12 protein-coding genes are annotated in these 17,431 nt (G+C 71.5%); 7 read left to right on the top strand and 5 right to left on the bottom strand.

Annotated elements, in window-relative coordinates; all coding sequences use genetic code 11:
* Positions 1–6 precede the first annotated feature (6 nt).
* On the bottom strand, positions 7–189 hold the full coding sequence (locus tag DFJ69_RS04255; protein ID WP_116021272.1) for a hypothetical protein: 183 nt from the start codon (positions 187–189) through the stop codon (positions 7–9).
* A gap of 305 nt (positions 190–494) precedes the next feature.
* Here DFJ69_RS04255 and fxsT point away from each other — a divergent pair, with 305 nt between their 5' ends.
* Entirely contained in the window at positions 495–3,023 is a 2,529-nt protein-coding gene (gene fxsT, locus DFJ69_RS04250; RefSeq protein ID WP_116021271.1) for an FxSxx-COOH system tetratricopeptide repeat protein, read from the top strand.
* Positions 3,024–3,030: 7 nt separating this feature from the next.
* On the opposite strand, the gene DFJ69_RS04245 is transcribed toward fxsT, so the two are convergent.
* Positions 3,031–4,365 carry an HEXXH motif domain-containing protein gene (locus DFJ69_RS04245; protein WP_116021270.1) on the bottom strand — a complete coding sequence of 445 codons (1,335 nt, stop codon included), beginning with the start codon at positions 4,363–4,365 and terminating at the stop codon, positions 3,031–3,033.
* Positions 4,366–4,386: 21 nt separating this feature from the next.
* Positions 4,387–5,622, bottom strand: a complete 1,236-nt coding sequence (locus DFJ69_RS04240; protein WP_116021269.1) for an FxsB family cyclophane-forming radical SAM/SPASM peptide maturase — start codon at positions 5,620–5,622, stop codon at positions 4,387–4,389.
* A gap of 257 nt (positions 5,623–5,879) precedes the next feature.
* Between DFJ69_RS04240 and DFJ69_RS04235 the strand changes: the two genes are divergently transcribed.
* From DFJ69_RS04235 to DFJ69_RS04220, 4 genes are all read left to right on the top strand, one after another.
* Positions 5,880–6,452 carry an HhH-GPD-type base excision DNA repair protein gene (locus DFJ69_RS04235; RefSeq protein ID WP_116021268.1) on the top strand — a complete coding sequence of 191 codons (573 nt, stop codon included), beginning with the start codon at positions 5,880–5,882 and terminating at the stop codon, positions 6,450–6,452.
* A gap of 399 nt (positions 6,453–6,851) precedes the next feature.
* A complete protein-coding gene (locus tag DFJ69_RS04230; RefSeq protein ID WP_116021267.1) occupies positions 6,852–8,960 on the top strand; it encodes a SpoIIE family protein phosphatase in 2,109 nt (702 codons plus the stop codon).
* Between the two features lie 253 nt (positions 8,961–9,213).
* Positions 9,214–10,875 carry an RNA polymerase sigma factor gene (locus DFJ69_RS04225; RefSeq protein ID WP_116021266.1) on the top strand — a complete coding sequence of 554 codons (1,662 nt, stop codon included), beginning with the start codon at positions 9,214–9,216 and terminating at the stop codon, positions 10,873–10,875.
* Between the two features lie 283 nt (positions 10,876–11,158).
* Complete coding sequence (locus DFJ69_RS04220; RefSeq protein ID WP_245973998.1) at positions 11,159–12,067, top strand: hypothetical protein; 909 nt, start codon at positions 11,159–11,161, stop codon at positions 12,065–12,067.
* A gap of 17 nt (positions 12,068–12,084) precedes the next feature.
* Here DFJ69_RS04220 and DFJ69_RS04215 read toward each other — a convergent pair whose 3' ends face one another.
* Together DFJ69_RS04215 and DFJ69_RS04210 are read right to left on the bottom strand one after the other, a co-directional pair.
* The gene (locus DFJ69_RS04215; protein ID WP_116021264.1) at positions 12,085–12,840 is read right to left on the bottom strand and encodes a YaaA family protein; all 756 of its coding nucleotides are present in this window, start codon (positions 12,838–12,840) and stop codon (positions 12,085–12,087) included.
* Positions 12,841–12,969: 129 nt separating this feature from the next.
* Positions 12,970–13,200, bottom strand: a complete 231-nt coding sequence (locus DFJ69_RS04210; protein ID WP_116021263.1) for a DUF7455 domain-containing protein — start codon at positions 13,198–13,200, stop codon at positions 12,970–12,972.
* A gap of 295 nt (positions 13,201–13,495) precedes the next feature.
* Between DFJ69_RS04210 and DFJ69_RS04205 the strand changes: the two genes are divergently transcribed.
* A complete protein-coding gene (locus tag DFJ69_RS04205; protein WP_281275811.1) occupies positions 13,496–15,595 on the top strand; it encodes a DNA gyrase/topoisomerase IV subunit B in 2,100 nt (699 codons plus the stop codon).
* Between the two features lie 358 nt (positions 15,596–15,953).
* Positions 15,954–17,324, top strand: coding sequence for an APC family permease (locus DFJ69_RS04200; protein WP_116021262.1), 1,371 nt, complete (start codon positions 15,954–15,956; stop codon positions 17,322–17,324).
* The last annotated feature ends 107 nt before the right edge of the window (positions 17,325–17,431 follow it).

Below are 17,431 nucleotides of genomic sequence, written 5' to 3'. Positions count from 1 at the left end.
GCGCGCTCACCCCACGAAGGGCGGGGTCAGATTGCTGTCGAAGCCCGCCGCGGCGTCCACCGGGGCGCTCAGGGCCTCGCGGAGCGTCTCCCACAAGGGGTGCAGGGCGGGCAGTTCGTCGAGTTCGGCCAGCGTCAGCCCGGAAACGTCGACGATGGCCTCGTCCGATACCGTCGTTTGGCGCTGCATCTTCCCTCCCAGCGGGGATCGGCCCGGCGGGGCGCGACCGGGTCGACCGCGCGCGGGGGCCTTTCGTTTCATGCTGCCAGAGATTGTCCGGCACGGCCATGCACGGTTTTCTCACCCTTTGTTGCGGCGGCCCGGAATGGGCGCGATGGACAGTCCATAAATGGCGGCCGGGGCGATCGAAGATTCTACCGAAGAACGGTCGGTCAATCCAGGTCACGTGTGATGGGTTATCCCGCCCCACCGGTTTAGGATGACGAGACGATCGGCCTGGAGCGAGGCGGCCGATGCGCTACGGAGGTGGTGGGATGACGTCGATGCATTCGGCCCGGGCCGGCCGGCCGTCGGATCCCTATCCCAAGGTCTGGGGCAAGATCCCTCCGCGCAACAAGAATTTCACCGGCCGGGAGGAACTGCTCACCCGACTGCGGGCCGGCATCACCGGCCAGGTGACCGCCGTGGTGCCGCACGCCCTGCACGGTCTCGGCGGCGTGGGCAAGACCCAGATGGCCGTGGAGTACGCCTACCGGTTCAGGTCCGACTACGACCTCGTGTGGTGGATCCCCGCCGACCAGCCCGTCCTGGTGCGTTCGACGCTGGCGGGCCTGGCGCCGCACCTCGACCTGCCGCCCGCGTCCACCACCGGCACCGAGGAGGCCGCCGAGGCCGTGCTGGAGTCGCTGCGCCGGGGCGAGCCCTACGCGCGCTGGCTGCTCATCTTCGACAACGCCGAGGAGCCCGAGGACATCACCGACGTGGTGCCGCAGGGGCCCGGCCACGTCCTGATCACCTCCCGCAACCACCGCTGGGAGGGCGTGGTCGAGACCGTCGCCGTGGACGTGTTCTCCCGGGCGGAGAGCGTGCAGTTCCTGGGCAAGCGGGTGCCGCGGGCCATCAGCGAGGCCGACGCCGACCGGCTGGCCGACGAACTGGGCGACCTGCCGCTGGCCCTGGAGCAGGCGGGGGCCCTCCAGGCGGAGACCGGCATGTCGGTCGAGGAGTACCTGAAGCTGCTCCGCGAGCACACCAGCCAACTGCTGTCCGAGGGCAAGCCCACCGAGTACCCGGCGCCGATGACGGCCGCGTGGGGCCTGTCGGTGTCCAGCCTCGCCGACCGGATGCCCGAGGCCGTGGAGCTGCTGCGGTGCTGCGCCTTCTTCGGGCCCGAGCCGATCCCGCGCGACGTCTTCAAATACCGCCCGGGTCTCGGCGAGAAGATCGCGCCCCTGTTCGGCGACACCATCCGACTGAGCCGCGCGATCGGCGAGCTGGGCCGCTACGCGCTGGTCCGCGTCGACCGGCCCGGCCGCACGATCCAGGTGCACCGGCTGATCCAGGCGCTGCTGCGCGACGAGCTTCCCGAGGACGAGCGGTCGCGGATCAGGGGAGAGGTGCACCTCCTGCTGGCCAAGTTCGCCCCCAAGGACCCCGACGCCACCCAGCAGTGGGGCCAGTACACGCAGTTGGTCGGCCACATCGAGCCGTCGGGCGTGCGGGAGAGCCGCGACCCCGAGGTCCGCACCTTCGCCCTCGACATGGTGCGCTACCTCTACGCGTCCGGCGACTACGGGTCCGCGCGCCTCATGGTCAACCTCCTGCTGGACCAGTGGACGTCCGACGCCGACCAGGACGACATCCAGATCCTCATCGCCCGCCGGCACCTGGGCAACATCCTGCGGGCGCTCGGCGAGTACAACGCCGCGTACGAGGTCGACAAGGCCGCCCTGGAGGCCGCCCTGCAACTGGGCGCCCCGCAGCACCAGGACACCGTGCGCCTGATCAACTCGCTGGGGGCCGACCTGCGGGCGCACGGCGACTTCGTCGCGGCGCGCGAGCACGACGAGGACTCGCTCGCCCGGCATCGGCAGGTCTTCTCCGAGAGCGACCCGGAGACCCTGCGGGCGATGAACAACCTCGCCCTCGACCACGGCCTCAACAGCGACTACGTCAAGGCCCGCGAGCTGCATCAGGCGGTCTACGAGGGGCTCCTGGACGGCGGGCAGAACATCGGCACCGCCACCCTCCTCAACGCCTGGACGGGGCTGGCCCGGGCGGTGCGGCTGTGCGGCGACTACGCGGAGGCGTGCGACCTCGGCGAGGACGCCCACGCCTTCGGGGTGGAGGAGCTGGGCGCCGACCACCCCTGGACGCTGCGCACGGCCAAGGACCTGTCCATCGCGTGGCGGCGCATCGGCGACTACGAACGGGCCCTCGCGCTGGCCGAGGAGGTGCACGCCCGGCACGTCAAGCTGTTCGGGCTCGACCACCCCGACACGCTGGCCGCCGCGATCAGCCTGTCCAACGTCGAACGGACGGTGGGCAGGCTGGAGGAGGCGATCGAGCTGGCCGCCGACACCGCGCGCCGCTACCCCAAGGCATACGGCGGCGAGCATCCGTTCACCCACGGCTGCGCGGGCAACCTCGCGCTGCTGCGCCGGGTCTGCGGGGATGCCAAGGGCGCCCGCGAGCTCAACGAGAAGGCGCTGGTGGGGCTGGAGGCCAAGCTCGGCCGCGACCACCACTACTCGCTGACGGTGGCCGGCAACCTCGCCAGCGACCTGGCGGCGCTGGGCGACTTCGAGGCGGCCTGTCGGCTCGGGGCGGGGACGCTGCGCCGGATCCGCGGCATCCTCGGCGACTCCCACCCGATGGCGCTGGCGTGCGCGGCGAACCTGGCCGCCGACCTTCTCGAGATCGGCGAGCTGGACCAGGCCGAGCAGTTGTTCGAGGAGACCAGGGCCGCCTACGCCCGGACGCTCGGGCTGGACCACCCGGACGCCGTGGTCGCCCTGGAGCGCCGCCACCTCGACGGCGACTTCGACCCGCCGCCCATCTGACCCCCGGCTAGCGAGGCGGTGTCGCGGGCTCCCCGTTGCGGAGCCGCCACCGGTCCCGGTGCTCCGCGGCCGCCGCCCGGGCCCGGTCGAGGGCCGCGCCGCCCACCGGCTCGCCGATCCAGGGCCGGACGGTACGGCGGATCTCGGCGACGAACCCCTCGCCCGCCGCGGTCAGCCGGCCGCTGGCGGCCAGGGTGCGCGCCCCGAGATCGGTCGCCTCGCGCCAGCGGGCGAAGTCGCTGTGCGCCCGCAGGGCCGTCTCCCCGGTCTCGTGGTCGCGCTGGCGCCGCCAGAACCCGGCGATCCCCAGATGGGCGTACGTGCCCTGCAACAGCCCGGCCGCCGGGCGGGGGTCCTCCCGCCAGGGGGCGTAGTAGCGGGAGCCGTCCTCGGGGACCGTCAGCGGCACCACGTCGAGCAGCGCCGACAGCTTCGTGTGCTGCACCTCGTGGGCCAGGGTGACGGCGAGGAAATGCGCATCGGGCGGGGCCGACAGCCCGATGTTGCCGAACCCGTGTCGGGGCGTCGCGCTGGACTGGCCGTGCTCCGGCGCGACCAGCGGCGTCAGCACGGTGATCGACGCCGCCACCTCCTCGGCGGTGGTCCAGTGCCGCGACAGCAGCAGCCGCCACGCCTCGTCGAGCGTCGCCCGCCAGTGCCCCAGCTCCTCGTCGGTGAGCCGGTCGTCGCGCAGCTCGGCCCCCGGCACGCGGTCGGGATCGTGGTCGTCCAGCAGGAACGCGACACCGGAGCCCTGCCACGCGGTGCCGATACGGCGCAACGCCTGCCATCCCGGGGCGTCCTCGTGCGGGTCGGCGGGCAGCCGGATCGTCGTGTCCCCGGCCGTCACCTCCGCCCCGTCGGGGGAGGACCGCACCAGGGCCGTGTCGTGGCCGGGCAGCAGCGCCCGTCCCAACGACGGCAGGACGACGGCACCGTCCCGGACCGGCACCTCCAGGGTGCAGGGATGCGCGGCGCGGATCGCCGCGGCGGCGGCCGTGGCCGCCAGCTCCCCGGGCCGGGCGGGCGGCCCGTCGGTCTCCTCGGCGGTCAGGGCGAGCACCGTGCGGCGCGCCCAGGCCCCCACCGTCGGATATCCGAGGACGGCCCACACCTCGGCGGGATGCGGGCCCTCGATCCGGGCGAGCAGCTCGTACGCGCGTCGGGCCGCCGGGGCCTCGGGATGCCCGGACCGCAACGCGGCGTCGCGCACGGCGCGGACCAGCAGCAGGCGTTTGCTCCGCTGGGCGGACCTCAGGTGGGCGATGGCGTCGGCTCCGCCGCCTCCCGCGGCGAGGGCGAGGAACGTCTTTTCGGGCACGGTGTGCCGGCCAAGGCTCATCGGTGGGTTCCCCTCGACGGGTCAGTGCGGCGTCCGGGACGGGGATTTGAGCGCCGCCAGGTCCTTGAGCAGGGTCCGCTGGATGTGGGTGATGAGACGGAACAGGTCGCGGCAGTAGACCGACGGGTTCGCGAAGCCCGTTCCGGACCGGTAGCGATGCGTGTAGAGGCCGCCGCCGCAGACGCGCTGGAGCGGGCACGCGCGGCACTCGGCGGCCAGCGCGCGGTGTCCGATCTGGCGGGCCGCGATCCGGGGGAGCAGCAGCGCCGCGTCGAAGGAGTCCCGGGCGATGTGCAGCGAGGTGCCGGTGGCCCCCTCGTAGGCCGACTTGAGCGTGTCGACCTGCTCGATGCCGCCGTCGGTCTCCACGACGGCCACCGCGACGGGCGACAGGCCGACCGCCTCGCTGCGCGAGGCCCGGCCGACCAGCAGGCCGATGATCTCCGAGAACAGCCGGATCCTGGTCTCCCGCACCGGGGCGCGGTACCAGCGCTCGAAGATCTCGATCAGCCAGTCCCCGTACGGGGTGTCGTCCGAGCCGGGCACCCGGCCGGGCGGCGGGGCGTCCCAGTTGCCGTGCGGGAGCAGGAAGTCGATCGCCGGCGGGCGGAACCGCAGCAGCGCCTCGTAGGTGCCGACCGGGTCGTTGCGCAGGTCGATGGTGCTCAGCAGGCCGCTGAACAGGTGCCGGTACGCGGGCGCGGTCAGCCTGCCCAGGCCCGCCGCCACGTCCGCGTGGCTGCCCCGCCCGTCGGCCCGGCGTCGGTGCCGGTCCTGGGCCTCCTCGTCGCCGTCCATGCTGACGCTGACGTGAATGCCGAGCTCGCCGAACAGCTCCAGGAACACCGAGTCGAGCCGGATTCCATTGGTCTGCAACTGAAAGGAGATCCGAATATCCGGATCCACCGCGGCGCGTATCGCGGTCACCGCGTACCGGATATGGTCCGGCCCGGCCAGCAGCGGCTCGCCGCCGTGCAGGATCACGTCGACCCGGGGGAGTCCGTTGGAACGGGCGTGCTCGGAGATCCGCCGGGCCAGCCGGTCGAGCACGGGCCGCGACATCCGCCGGGGCTGCCGCCGCCAGCCCTGGTCGGCCATCTCGTACATGTAGCAGTAGTCGCAGGCCAGGTTGCACCTGCTGTGGATCTTGAGCACGAACTGGTGGAACGGGGTGGGGCGCCACCCGGACTCCAGCAGTGCCTGGACGTCGAGGGCGCCGGGCCACTCGGCCCGGGATGCGTCGGCGACAACGGTCACGCTGATCGGCCCCCACGGTCGGTTGCGAGCGCGACGCTGCGCCTTTGTCTGACTCCTGTGTTTATGCACGCATTCGGTAGTTCCTCAAACCTCGAAGGGTCGAGCACTCGCCATCACGGGGTAAATCCGAAGACGTTCCGGGATGAGGATCGTTTGTCAAGGGAGAATTATCCGTTCGGTGAACGATGTCATTGAACGGTGACCCGCTCGGGAGGCGGGCCCGGGATGGAAGACTGGCCGACGACCGGGAGGAACCCATGACGCTGTCGCTGCCCATCGACCCCGAGGCCAACGCCCTGCTGAACCGCGACCCGCTGGCGCTGCTGATCGCCATGCTGCTCGACCAGCAGATCCCGCTGGAGCGCGCCTTCGCCGCCCCCCACGGGCTCGTCGAGCGGCTGGGGCACGACCTCGACGCCGGCGAACTGGCCGCGTACGACCCCGACGCGCTGGTGGAGATCTTCGGCCGCAGGCCCGCCCTGCACCGGTTCCCCAAGGCGATGGCCAAGCGGGTGCAGGAGCTGTGCCGGGTGGTGGCGGAGCGTTATGACGGCGACGCGGGACGCCTGTGGTCCGACGTGCGCGACGGGGACGGGTTGCGCGATCGGGTGGCCGCGTTGCCCGGTTTCGGCGACCAGAAGGCCAGGATCTTCGTGGCCCTCCTGGGCAAGGGGCTGGACGTCCGGCCGGAGGGCTGGCGCGAGGCGGCGGGCGCCTACGGCGAGGAGGGCTCGTTCCGCTCGGTGGCCGACGTGGTGGACGAGGAGTCGCTCGGCCGGGTGCGCGACCACAAGCAGCAGATGAAGGCGGCGGCGAAAGCGAGCAGGTGAGCGGCCCTCCCGACGGCCGCGACCGGGCTCCGCGGACACCCCGTCCCCCGAAGCGGCCGGCCGGAACCGGCCAGGGAATGCGTCCGCAAGGGGCGGCCGTGGCCCGGGCTCGCCGAGCCGGTGAAGTTGCCGACGCCCCGTCGCCCGGCGGCGTAGGATCTGCGGACGGCCGTCCGAACACAGTGCCGAACGGGACTTCCTTCGGCGTCGAACCCTCGGGATGATGAAGACCTGATTCCGACCGGTGTTGTGATGGAGGTGGGAGCGCTAGCCTGCTCCCATTCACTCATAGTGATGAAGACTTGCCTCGCGGTACGGGCTCTCCTGCTACCCGGAAGGCTTGTGAGAATGAGCACCGCTGGTCAGCGACCGAAGGATCCGGATTCGGAGGTGTCGAACATGAGCGCCGATACGTCCGTGCCGCATCCCCGCGTCTCCGGCGCGGACGACACCGAGCATCCGGCCGACGCGGCCCTCCTGGCCACCCTGACGCGTGACGCGCCGGTGGCCTTCGCCCTGTTCGACGACGGGCTGTGCTTCCGGCGCGCCAACGAGGCCCTGCTGGAGGCGGTCGGCGGCCGGGTCGAGGACGTCATCGGACGCCGCCCCTCCGAGGTGCTGCCCGAGGACGTGGCGATCACCGTGGAGGCGGCGGTGCGCAAGGTCCTCGCGGAGGAGGCCCCGGTCGGCGACCTCGACCTGGCCGTACGGACGCCGGGGGAGACCCGGGTGCGGCACTTCGCCTGCTCGCTCTTCCCCTCGTGGGGTCCCGACGACCGGATGTCCGGGGTGATCCTCACCGCGCTGGACGTGACGGAGCGGCGGCTCGGCGAGGACGTGCTGCGCCGCCGCGAGCAGCGCTACCGCTCGCTGGTGGAGGCCAGCTCCCAGGTGGTCTGGGTGACCACCCCGGAGGGCGAGATCACCGACGACGCCCCGGACTGGCGCGAGATCACCGGCCAGTCCGCGGAGGACTACGCCCGGGACGGCTGGCTGGCCGTGGTCCATCCCGAGGACCGCTCCCGGGTCGAGACCGCCTGGCGCGACTGCGTGGCCGACAACCGGATCTTCGAGGCGTCCTACCGGGTCCGCACCCGCAGCGGCACGTACCGGCACTTCGACGTGCGGGCGGTGCCGATCTGGCGGGGCGACACGGTGATCGAGTGGGTCGGCGCCAACACCGACGTGACCGGTCAGCGCGAGGCCGAGGAGATGCGCGGCCGACTGACCGAGCAGTTGTCGGCCGCCGCGCTGCGCACCGCCCGGCTCCAGCAGGCCACCTCGATGCTGGCCGAGGCGCTGACGGTCAGCCAGGTCGTCGGCGTGATCACCGAGGTGGGCCGGTCGGCGATCGGCGCCGACCACTCCGCGGTGGCCCTGCTCGACGACGACAAGCTGCGGCTGAGCATCGTCGCGCCGCCGGGCCCGGACGGCGAGGGCGGCGGCGCCGCGCTGCGCGGCGACATCGCGCTGAGCGAGCCGACCGTGATGTCGATCGCGGTCCGCGAGAGCCGTCCGTTCACCGCGGGCACGCCCGACCAGCTCCGGCTGCACCTGGGCCGCGACGAGGCCGCCACGTTCCCGTGGCACGCCGACGAACGGGCCTGGGTGGGCCTGCCGCTGCTGGCGGCGGGCGCCCCGATCGGCGCGCTGCGGTTCTCGTTCACCCGCCCTCGGGAGATCACCGAGGAGGAGCGGGTCTTCCTGGAGGCGCTGGCCGGCCAGTGCGCGCTGGCGGTCGAACGGGCGCTGCTGTTCGAGCGGGAGCACAAGACCGCCGAGGAGCTGCAGCGCAGCCTGCTGCCCAGCGATCTTCCGCAGGTGCCGACCATGCGGCTGGCCGCCCGCTACCACCCGGCGACCCGGCACGTTCAGGTCGGCGGCGACTGGTACGACGCGTTCCGGCTGCCCGACGACCGGCTCGCGGTGGCGGTCGGCGACGTCATGGGCAAGGGCGTGCTGGCCGCGGCGGGGATGGGCCGCGTCCGCAACGCCCTGCGGGCGCTGGCGCTCAACGACCCCCGGCCCGCCGCGGTGCTGGCCGGGCTCGACCGGCTGTTCTCGGCCACCGAGGACGAGGAGCAGTTCACCACGGTCGCGTACGCGGTGATCGATCCGGAGACGGGTCGGGGCACCCTGAGCAACGCGGGACATCCGCCGCCGCTCCTGCTGTCACTGGCCGCCGAGCGGCCCGCGAGGCTCAGCACGGCGGAGCCCGGCACGCCGCTGGGATGGCCGAGCCAGCGACAGCAGACAAGTTTTTCCATCGAGACCGGCAACACTGTGGTGTTCTATTCCGATGGACTTGTGGAGAACCGTAGGCGTGGGGTCGACGCGGGACTGGAGGAGCTGGTGACGGTCGCGCAGGACGCCCCACCGGAGGTGGTAGGAGATCCCGAGAGACTCGTCGACTTCCTGGTCGATCGGATGCTTGCCGGTTACGAGCAAGTGGACGATGTGACCGTGCTCGCCCTGCACGTCCCGCCCAAGCACGTCTCCCCCAAGTAGGCGTGCCGACCGCGCAGACGTACGGAGGACCGTCCGGTGCCCTCTAAGGTGGTGTGGTACCGGGCAGGACTCTTCAACGCGGAATGCGCGGCCGTGCCAGAATGCTTGACCTTGGTGAGAGCGGGTACGCTGCGGTGCCGCTCGATCAGTCCGGCCCTGCCGAGTGCGAGCTGCTCCGGCTCCGCCACCAGCGGGGTCACGCCCGCCAGGGCACTTGGGTCAACCTAGCCACACGTTCGTTCGAGAGGTATTTGTGTCGCCTGCTAGCTCGACCTCGAAAGCGTCAGATCTGCACGAGCACGTCATCGCGCAACTGATCGAGCGTGGACGGTCCCAGGGTTACCTCGAGGCCGACGACGTACGACGTACGTTCGAGGAGGCCGACATCCCCGTGTCCAAGGCCTCCACCATCTTGCGGAGCCTCAGCAAGGAGGGTGTGACCGTCATGGTGAGCGCTGCCGACTCCGCAGCGCCGAAGCGTCCGCGCAAGCAGCGTGCGACGCCGGCGGGGCGCAGAGGCAAGACCACGGCCGCTGCCAAGGAGCAGCCGGACACGGTGACCGCCGTCGTCGACGACGAGGCGGACGACCCGGGTCAGGCCGCTCCGGCGAAGCCCGCCGCCCCGGCGGGTCGGGCGGCGGCGAAGAAGGCCGCCCCCGCCAAGAAGGGCGCCGCCAAGAAGGCCGCCCCCGCCCGGAAGGCCGCCGGGGGCGCCGCGACCAAGGGGGGCCCCGCCACCGGCGCGGCCGACCCCAAGGACGACCCCGAGTTGGACGACGACGTCGAGGTGGCCGACCTCGAAGAGGACATCGATCTCGAGGTGGACCTCGAGGTCGACGTGGTCGAGGCCGTCGCCGAGGAGGAGACCGAGGAGGAGGAGCCGGAGGCCGTCGAGGCCGTCAAGGCCCCCGTCGTCGGCAAGGCCCCCGAGGTCGAAGAGGACGTCCTGGTCTTCACCGACGACGACGAGGACGCCCCGGCCCAGCAGATCGCCGCGGCCGGCGCCACCGCCGACCCGGTCAAGGACTACCTGAAGCAGATCGGCAAGGTCCCCCTGCTCAACGCCGAGCAGGAGGTCGAGCTGGCCAAGCGCATCGAGGCCGGCCTGTTCGCCGAGGAGCGGCTGGCCACCGGCGGGCCCGCGATGTCCCCCGAGGACCGCGAGGACCTGGAGTGGATCGCCGAGGACGGCCGCCGGGCCAAGAGCCACCTGCTCGAGGCGAACCTGCGGCTGGTGGTCTCGCTGGCCAAGCGCTACACCGGGCGCGGGATGCTGTTCCTGGACCTGATCCAGGAGGGCAACCTGGGCCTGATCCGCGCGGTCGAGAAGTTCGACTACACCAAGGGCTTCAAGTTCTCCACCTACGCCACCTGGTGGATCCGGCAGGCGATCACCCGCGCGATGGCCGACCAGGCCCGCACCATCCGCATCCCGGTGCACATGGTCGAGGTCATCAACAAGCTGGCCAGGGTGCAGCGCCAGATGCTCCAGGACCTGGGCCGCGAGCCCACCCCGGAGGAGCTGGCCCGCGAGCTGGACATGACGCCCGAGAAGGTCGTGGAGGTGCAGAAGTACGGCCGTGAGCCGATCTCCCTGCACACTCCGCTGGGCGAGGACGGCGACAGCGAGTTCGGCGACCTCATCGAGGACTCCGAGGCGATCGTCCCGGCCGACGCGGTCAGCTTCACCCTGCTGCAGGAGCAGTTGCACTCGGTGCTCGACACCCTGAGCGAGCGCGAGGCCGGGGTGGTGTCGATGCGGTTCGGGCTGACCGACGGTCAGCCCAAGACCCTGGACGAGATCGGCAAGGTGTACGGGGTGACCCGGGAGCGCATCCGGCAGATCGAGTCCAAGACCATGTCGAAGCTGCGTCACCCGTCCCGCTCGCAGGTCCTGCGCGACTACCTCGACTGAGCATCGGCCCCGTGCGCCGTCCCGTGACGGGCGGTGCACGGGGTTTGTTGCGTCCGCGTTAACGCAGGTGGGCCCCGGTTTGGCCGGTTGTGCTGACTTGTCGAAAAGTTGCAGGTCAATGCCTGTCCGGGTACGTAACACACTGTTTACACGTAAGTAGCTCCGTTCGCCCCCGCGCTTCGTAGGCTCGCCTGGCATGGGAGTGATAGAGGCTGACCGGATGCCCCCCCGGTCCTCTGGCGCACGACCTCGCGCCGCACGCCTGATCCGCGGGTGTCCCTGGTTGGACCCCGCGCTGGACCACGCCGTCGAGGCCGTCCGCGACCGTTACCTGAGAGTCGGCTCCGCCGTCCTGGCGCACAGCCGCACCGATCCGGAGCTGCGTTCCCTGCGCGTGGAGGCCCTCGCCAAGGCCGCCACCGGGTGGAGCCAGGGCATCGAGGCCCTGCTCGCCGAGGAGCCCGGCAACCCCGACCTGTGGCTGTGGCTCGGCCGTACCCGCGTCGAGGAGGCGTGGCGGATCCGCCCGGGCGCCCGCGCCCGCTCGGTGCAGGCCGCCGGCTACACCGCGTACTCCAAACAGATGAACTCCGCCCGCGAGCCCTTGATGACCGCGGCGGAGCTGTTCCCGGACGATCCCGTTCCCTGGGAGTCCCTGATGTGGCTCGCCCTCGGCCTCGACCTCGACCGGGAGGAGAAGGACTCCCTCTGGGAACAGGCCCATCAGCGCTGGCCCACCCTGTTCGGGTCCCACGTCGCGCGCGTCGTCACCCTGTCCCCGCAGTGGGGCGGGATGATGGAGGAGATGTTCGACTTCGCGCGGGTGGCGATGAGCACCGCGCCCCGTGAGGACCCGCGCGCCGCGCTGATCCCGCTGGCCTACTTCGAGTACTTCGTCCAGGAGCGCTCGGGGATCATCAGGGGCAGCTCCTCCTGGTTCTCCGCCGAGGAGTGCCGCGACGTGGAGACCGCCGCCCGAGGCTGGTTCGAGGGGCAGCATCCCCATCCCCGCACCGTCGAGGCGCACAACCTCTTCGGCGCGGCCTTCTACCTCGCCGACGCCCGTCGGCCGGCCCGCCAGCACCTCATCCGCACCTGCGGCCGGCCCAGCGGGCTGCCCTGGCACTACCTCGGCGACGCGAACGACCAGTACGCCAAGGCGTGCCGCCAGCTCAACGTCGAGATCACCTGAGCGCCCGCCCCGGGCGCTCAGGAGTGCAGGATCACGTCCAGGAACGCGCCGTCGGGGCTGAGCTCGGCGGTGTGGCCCAGACCGCAGACGATCTTGAGCAGCTCCTCGGGTGTCGCCGGGTCCGCCCCGGCCTTGAGGAGGTCGTGGGCCACCCCTCCGCGCGTGGCCTTGGCCATGTGGCTCACCACCGTGCGCTTGGGCACCCCGTACAGGATGCGCTCGCGGAACACCCGGACCGACACCGCGGGCGCCGGCGGCCGCCAGGCGACGGCGTACGGCGCCGAGCGCATGTCCACCACCAGGCCCTGCGGCTTCAGCGCCTCCTCCAGCGCGGGGCGCCATGCCGACGCCAGCCTGCCCAGGGGCGGCAGCGAGACCGCCATGGCCAGCCGGTAGGGCGGGATCCGGTCGGTGAGCCGCAGCGCGCCCCACAGCCCCGAGAGGATCACGATCTGCTCCTCGGCCGCGCGCATGGCCCGCTCGTCCAGGGACGCCAGCGCGAGACGGTCGTAGAGCACACCGGTGTACAGGCGCGAGACGGGCAGCGTGGGGGCCTCGTAGAGCGCCAGGTTGCGCTCCAGGGCCTCGTCCCGCTGGCCCTCGGTGAGCCCCAGCACGTGCTGGGCGTCGTCCCTGCAGCAGACCTCGGCCAGCGCCGCCAGCACCCGCTCCCGCGTCGGGTTGAGCCCCGGGTGGCTCAGCCCCGCCAGGTCGAGCGGCGGTCCGTCGCCCCCGGAGGCCTTGCCTTCCGATGGCGGCAGCACGATCAGCACGTTCCCCCCAGATGCGTGTCGGATCGGTGATGGTCCGATGATGGGCGAACGGCGGCCACCGTGTCCGGTGACCGCCGTCCGCTGGGCCTTTCCGGCTCCGGCTCGGGTGCCGGGCCGTCTATCGGAGGGCTACCGCTCGTCGGTCTGAGCGGCGGCCGGGGTTTCCTTGAGCCGGTCGGTCTCGTCGTGGATGTCCGCCCCAGAGGCACGGAGCGACTCGCTGTACTTACGCCCGTGGTGGGCGCAGAACAGAAGGTCGCCGCCGCCTACAAGGACTGCACGAACGTAGGCCTGAGCACCGCAGCGGTCGCACCTGTCGGCGGCCGAGAGCGGCTTTGTTGGGGCAAGGGCTCCGGTCACGGCACCTTCCTCTGTCTCGGGGTCGGTACTTAGGACAACATCTAACCCGACGCCGGCGTTCCCAATCTGGTTCTCACTACGCCCAGAGCAGAATGGCCCGACAAGTGACGGATGTCACATCACGTTCCCGTCGGGGTCACCCGCCGTCGGTTCGCAACCCGTACCTTCGGGCACCGTCGACCTGCGCCGTCCCGGGTCCGCCGGAACGGCCCGGGCGGCGAGCCTTCGAGTGAAATGTCGGCGGGCGAGGGTAGCCTTCTCCCCGATGCCCTGACCCCCAAGGAGCGCAAGCACGTTGACCGCCGCCCTGACTGCCGAGAACGAAGCTCCCGCCCACGACGATCCCCACGGCTACTCCGCCCGGCACCTGTCGGTCCTGGAGGGCCTCGAGGCCGTGCGCAAGCGGCCGGGCATGTACATCGGGTCCACCGACAGCCGGGGCCTCATCCACTGCCTCTGGGAGATCGTCGACAACTGCGTCGACGAGGCGCTCGCGGGATACTGCACGCGGATCACGGTGGTGCTGCACGCCGACGGCTCCTACGAGGTGGGCGACGACGGCCGCGGCATCCCGGTCGACATCGAGCCCAAGACGGGGCTGCCGGGTGTCGAGCTGGTGATGACCAGGCTGCACGCGGGGGGCAAGTTCGGCGGCGTCTCCTACACCGCCTCCGGGGGTCTGCACGGGGTCGGCGCGTCCGTGGTCAACGCGCTGTCGGCCCGGCTCGACGTCGAGGTCGACCGCGACGGCCAGACCCACGCGATGAGCTTCAAGCGGGGGCTGCCGGGCGAGTTCGCCGCCCCCGGGCCCGAGCGGCGCTTCAAGAAGCGGTCGGGCATGCGGCAGATCGCCAAGGTCCCCCGCAACCTCACCGGCACCCGGGTCCGGTTCTGGCCCGACCTGCAGATCTTCCTCAAGGACGCCACGGTCGAGACCGGCCTGGTCATGGACCGGATGCGGCAGACCGCGTTCCTGGTCCCCGGGCTGGAGATCTCGGTCCGCGACGAGCGCGCCGAGGAGCCCACCGAGGAGACCTTCCGCTTCGACGGCGGCATCAGCGAGTTCACCTCGTTCCTGGCCAAGGACGAGCCCGTCTGCGACGTGCTGCGCATCCAGGGCCGCGGCCACTTCACCGAGACCGTCCCGGTCCTCGACGACCAGGGGCACCTCACGCCCACCGACGTCGAACGCGACCTGGAGGTCGACGTCGCGATCCGCTGGGGCACCGGCTACGACACCGTCTGCAAGTCGTTCGTCAACGTGATCGCCACGCCCAAGCACGGCACCCACGTGTCCGGCTTCGACCGCGCCCTCGTCCGCACGGTCAACGACCAGCTCCGCGCCACCAAGCTGCTCAAGAACGGCGACGACCCCGTCCTCAAGGAGGACGTGCTGGAGGGCCTCACGGCCGTCGTCACCGTCCGCCTCCCCGAGCCCCAGTTCGAGGGCCAGACCAAGGAGGTCCTGGGCACCTCGGCGGCCACCCGGATCGTCGCCCAGGTCGTCTCCAAGGGCCTCAAGGAGTCCTTCGAGAACCCCCGGCGCGCCGCCAAGCAGCAGATGCGGGCCGTGCTGGAGAAGATCGCCTCCGCCGCCAAGACCCGCATCGCCGCCCGCACCCAGCGCGACAACCAGCGCCGCAAGAACGCCCTGGAGAACTCGGCGCTCCCCGCCAAGCTGGTCGACTGCCGCACCACCGACGACCGCAGCGAGCTGTTCATCGTCGAGGGCGACTCGGCCCTGGGCACCGCCAAGCTGGCCCGCAACTCCGAGTTCCAGGCGCTCCTGCCGATCCGCGGCAAGATCCTCAACGTGCAGAAGGCGTCCGTCGCCGACATGCTCAAGAACACCGAGTGCGCCGCGATCATCCAGGTGATCGGCGCCGGCTCGGGCCGCACCTTCGACATCGACGCCGCCCGCTACGGCCGCATCATCCTCATGGCCGACGCCGACGTCGACGGCGCCCACATCCGCTGCCTGCTGCTCACCCTCATCTACCGCTACATGCGCCCCATGCTGGAGGCCGGTCGCGTCTTCGCCGCCGTGCCGCCCCTGCACCGCATTCAGCTCACCAACCCCAAGCGCGGCCAGGACAAGTACGTCTACTGCTACACCGACGGCGAGCTCCGCAAGAAGCTCGTCGAGTTCGAACGCCGCGGCGTCCGCTGGAAGGAGCCGGTCCAGCGCTACAAGGGCCTCGGTGAGATGGACGCCGACCAGCTCGCCGAGACCACCATGGACCCGCGCCACCGCATGCTCCGCCGCATCCGCGTCGAGGACGCCGAGGACGCGGCCAAGATCTTCGACCTCCTCATGGGCAGCGAGGTCGCGCCCCGTCGCGAGTTCATCACCGCCGGCGCCGCCGAACTGGACGCCGAACGCATCGACACGTGACGTGTTTTCGTGTGGGGGGGCGACCCCCCACGCCCCCCGGCGCCCGGTCTTGAGGGCTTCAGGCGGGCGGCCCTCCGCTGGCGCTCCGGGCCGCCCGCCTGAAGGACCGGGCCACACCCCCGGCGGTTGCCCTTTGGGCTTTCCGCATCCATCTGTGCAGGCCCTTCGGCTCTCCTGAAGGACCGGGCCACACCTCCGGCGGGTTGCCCTTCGGACTTTCCGCATCCACCTGTGCAGGTTCGGCCGCTGCTCGAAGCGACGGGCATGTCGTGCCGAGGGGCGACCCGCTTTGGATCATGGGCCCCGATGACCACTCGTTGTCACGGTTGTTGACTTAGAGTGGCGTGGGGGTGGGGGAATGACGGAGACGGAGACGGTGTCGGGGGCGCACGTGCCCGTCGGGTTGCGGCGGGTGATCGGGCGTCGGGTGCTGGTGCTGTTCGTGGTGGGGGACATCCTCGGGGCCGGCATCTACGCGTTGGTGGGGGAGGTCGCCGGTGAGGTCGGCGGCGCGTTATGGCTGCCGTTCCTGGTGGCGTTCCTGTTGGCGGCGCTGACCGCGACCTCGTACGCGGAGCTGGTGGGCAAGTATCCGCGGGCGGCCGGGGCGGCGCTGTACGCCAACAAGGCGTTCGGGGTTCCGTTCGTGACGTTCCTGGTGGCGTTCGCGGTGATGATGAGCGGGATCACGTCGGCGGGGGCGGCGGCGCGGGCGTTCGGCGGGCGGTACCTGGCCGAGTTCGTGACGCTGCCGGTGCTGGTGGGGGCGTTCGGCTTCCTGGCGCTGGTGACGGCGGTGAACCTGGCGGGGATCTCCGAGTCGATCAAGGTCAATGTCGCGCTGACGTGCGTCGAGGCGTTCGGACTGTTGGTGATCATGGCGATCGGGGCGTCCACGCTGCTCGGCGGGGACGGCGATCCCGGGCGGGCGCTGGAGTTCGACCCGGAGGGCGGGGCGCTGCTCGGGGTGCTCGGCGGGACGGCGCTGGCGTTCTTCGCGCTGCTCGGGTTCGAGGACTCGGTCAACCTGGCCGAGGAGGCCCGCGACCCCGTCCGCGACTACCCGTGGGCGCTGTTCGGCGGGCTGGCGATCGCCGGGGTGATCTACCTGGGGGTCGCGTTCACCGCCACCATGGTGGTCGACACGTCCGTTCTGCGCTCGTCCACCGGGCCGTTGCTGGAGGTCGTGGAGGTGGCGGGGATCGGCTTCCCGCCCAAGGCGTTCGCCCTGATCGCGCTGCTGGCGGTGGGCAACTCCGCGCTGATCAACATGATCATGGCGTCCCGGGTGGTGTACGGGATGGCCCGCGAGCGCATCGTGCCGTCGGTGTTCGCGATCGTGCACCCGACGCGGGCGACACCCTGGCCGGCGATCGCGTTCACGGTCGCGATCGCGGTCGCCCTGGTGAGCACCGGCGACATCGGCGGCCTGGCCGACACCACCGTGCTGTTGCTGCTGTGCGTGTTCACGCTGGTCAACGTGTGCGTGCTCGTCCTGCGCCGGGACGGGGTCGAGCACCGGCACTTCCGGGCGCCGACCTGGATGCCGGTGCTGGGCGCCGCCGCCAGCCTGTTCCTGGCGCTGCCGTTCACCGGCCGCGAGGGGGCCGTCTATCTGCGCGCGGCCGTCTTGATCGGAGTCGGCGTGCTGCTGTGGCTGCTGAACCGGATGTTCGTCGGAAGGGTCGAGAACGTCGACGTGTCGCGCATCGGTCCGGGCGGGCCCTGAGCCCTTGATCAAACGATGCGGTGCCGCACGGTATGGGAGCCGTCAAACCGCAGGCGCGCACGCATGCCCCGGTCAGAATGTCAACCGCCGGTGACGGGTGGGACGGA

It is taken from the genome of Thermomonospora umbrina, assembly GCF_003386555.1.
In the GTDB taxonomy this organism is placed as follows: Bacteria; Actinomycetota; Actinomycetes; order Streptosporangiales; family Streptosporangiaceae; genus Thermomonospora; species Thermomonospora umbrina.
This window is presented reverse-complemented; position numbering and strand designations above follow the sequence as displayed.

Excerpts from the sequence above, each read along its gene's own strand:
- DFJ69_RS04230 (WP_116021267.1), top strand. The coding sequence starts at position 6,852 with ATGAGCGCCGATACGTCCGTGCCGCATCCCCGCGTCTCCGGCGCGGAC.
- fxsT (WP_116021271.1), top strand. The coding sequence starts at position 495 with ATGACGTCGATGCATTCGGCCCGGGCCGGCCGGCCGTCGGATCCCTAT.
- DFJ69_RS04235 (WP_116021268.1), top strand. The coding sequence starts at position 5,880 with ATGACGCTGTCGCTGCCCATCGACCCCGAGGCCAACGCCCTGCTGAAC.
- DFJ69_RS04200 (WP_116021262.1), top strand. The coding sequence starts at position 15,954 with ATGACGGAGACGGAGACGGTGTCGGGGGCGCACGTGCCCGTCGGGTTG.
- DFJ69_RS04245 (WP_116021270.1), bottom strand. The coding sequence starts at position 4,365 with ATGAGCCTTGGCCGGCACACCGTGCCCGAAAAGACGTTCCTCGCCCTC.
- DFJ69_RS04255 (WP_116021272.1), bottom strand. The coding sequence starts at position 189 with ATGCAGCGCCAAACGACGGTATCGGACGAGGCCATCGTCGACGTTTCC.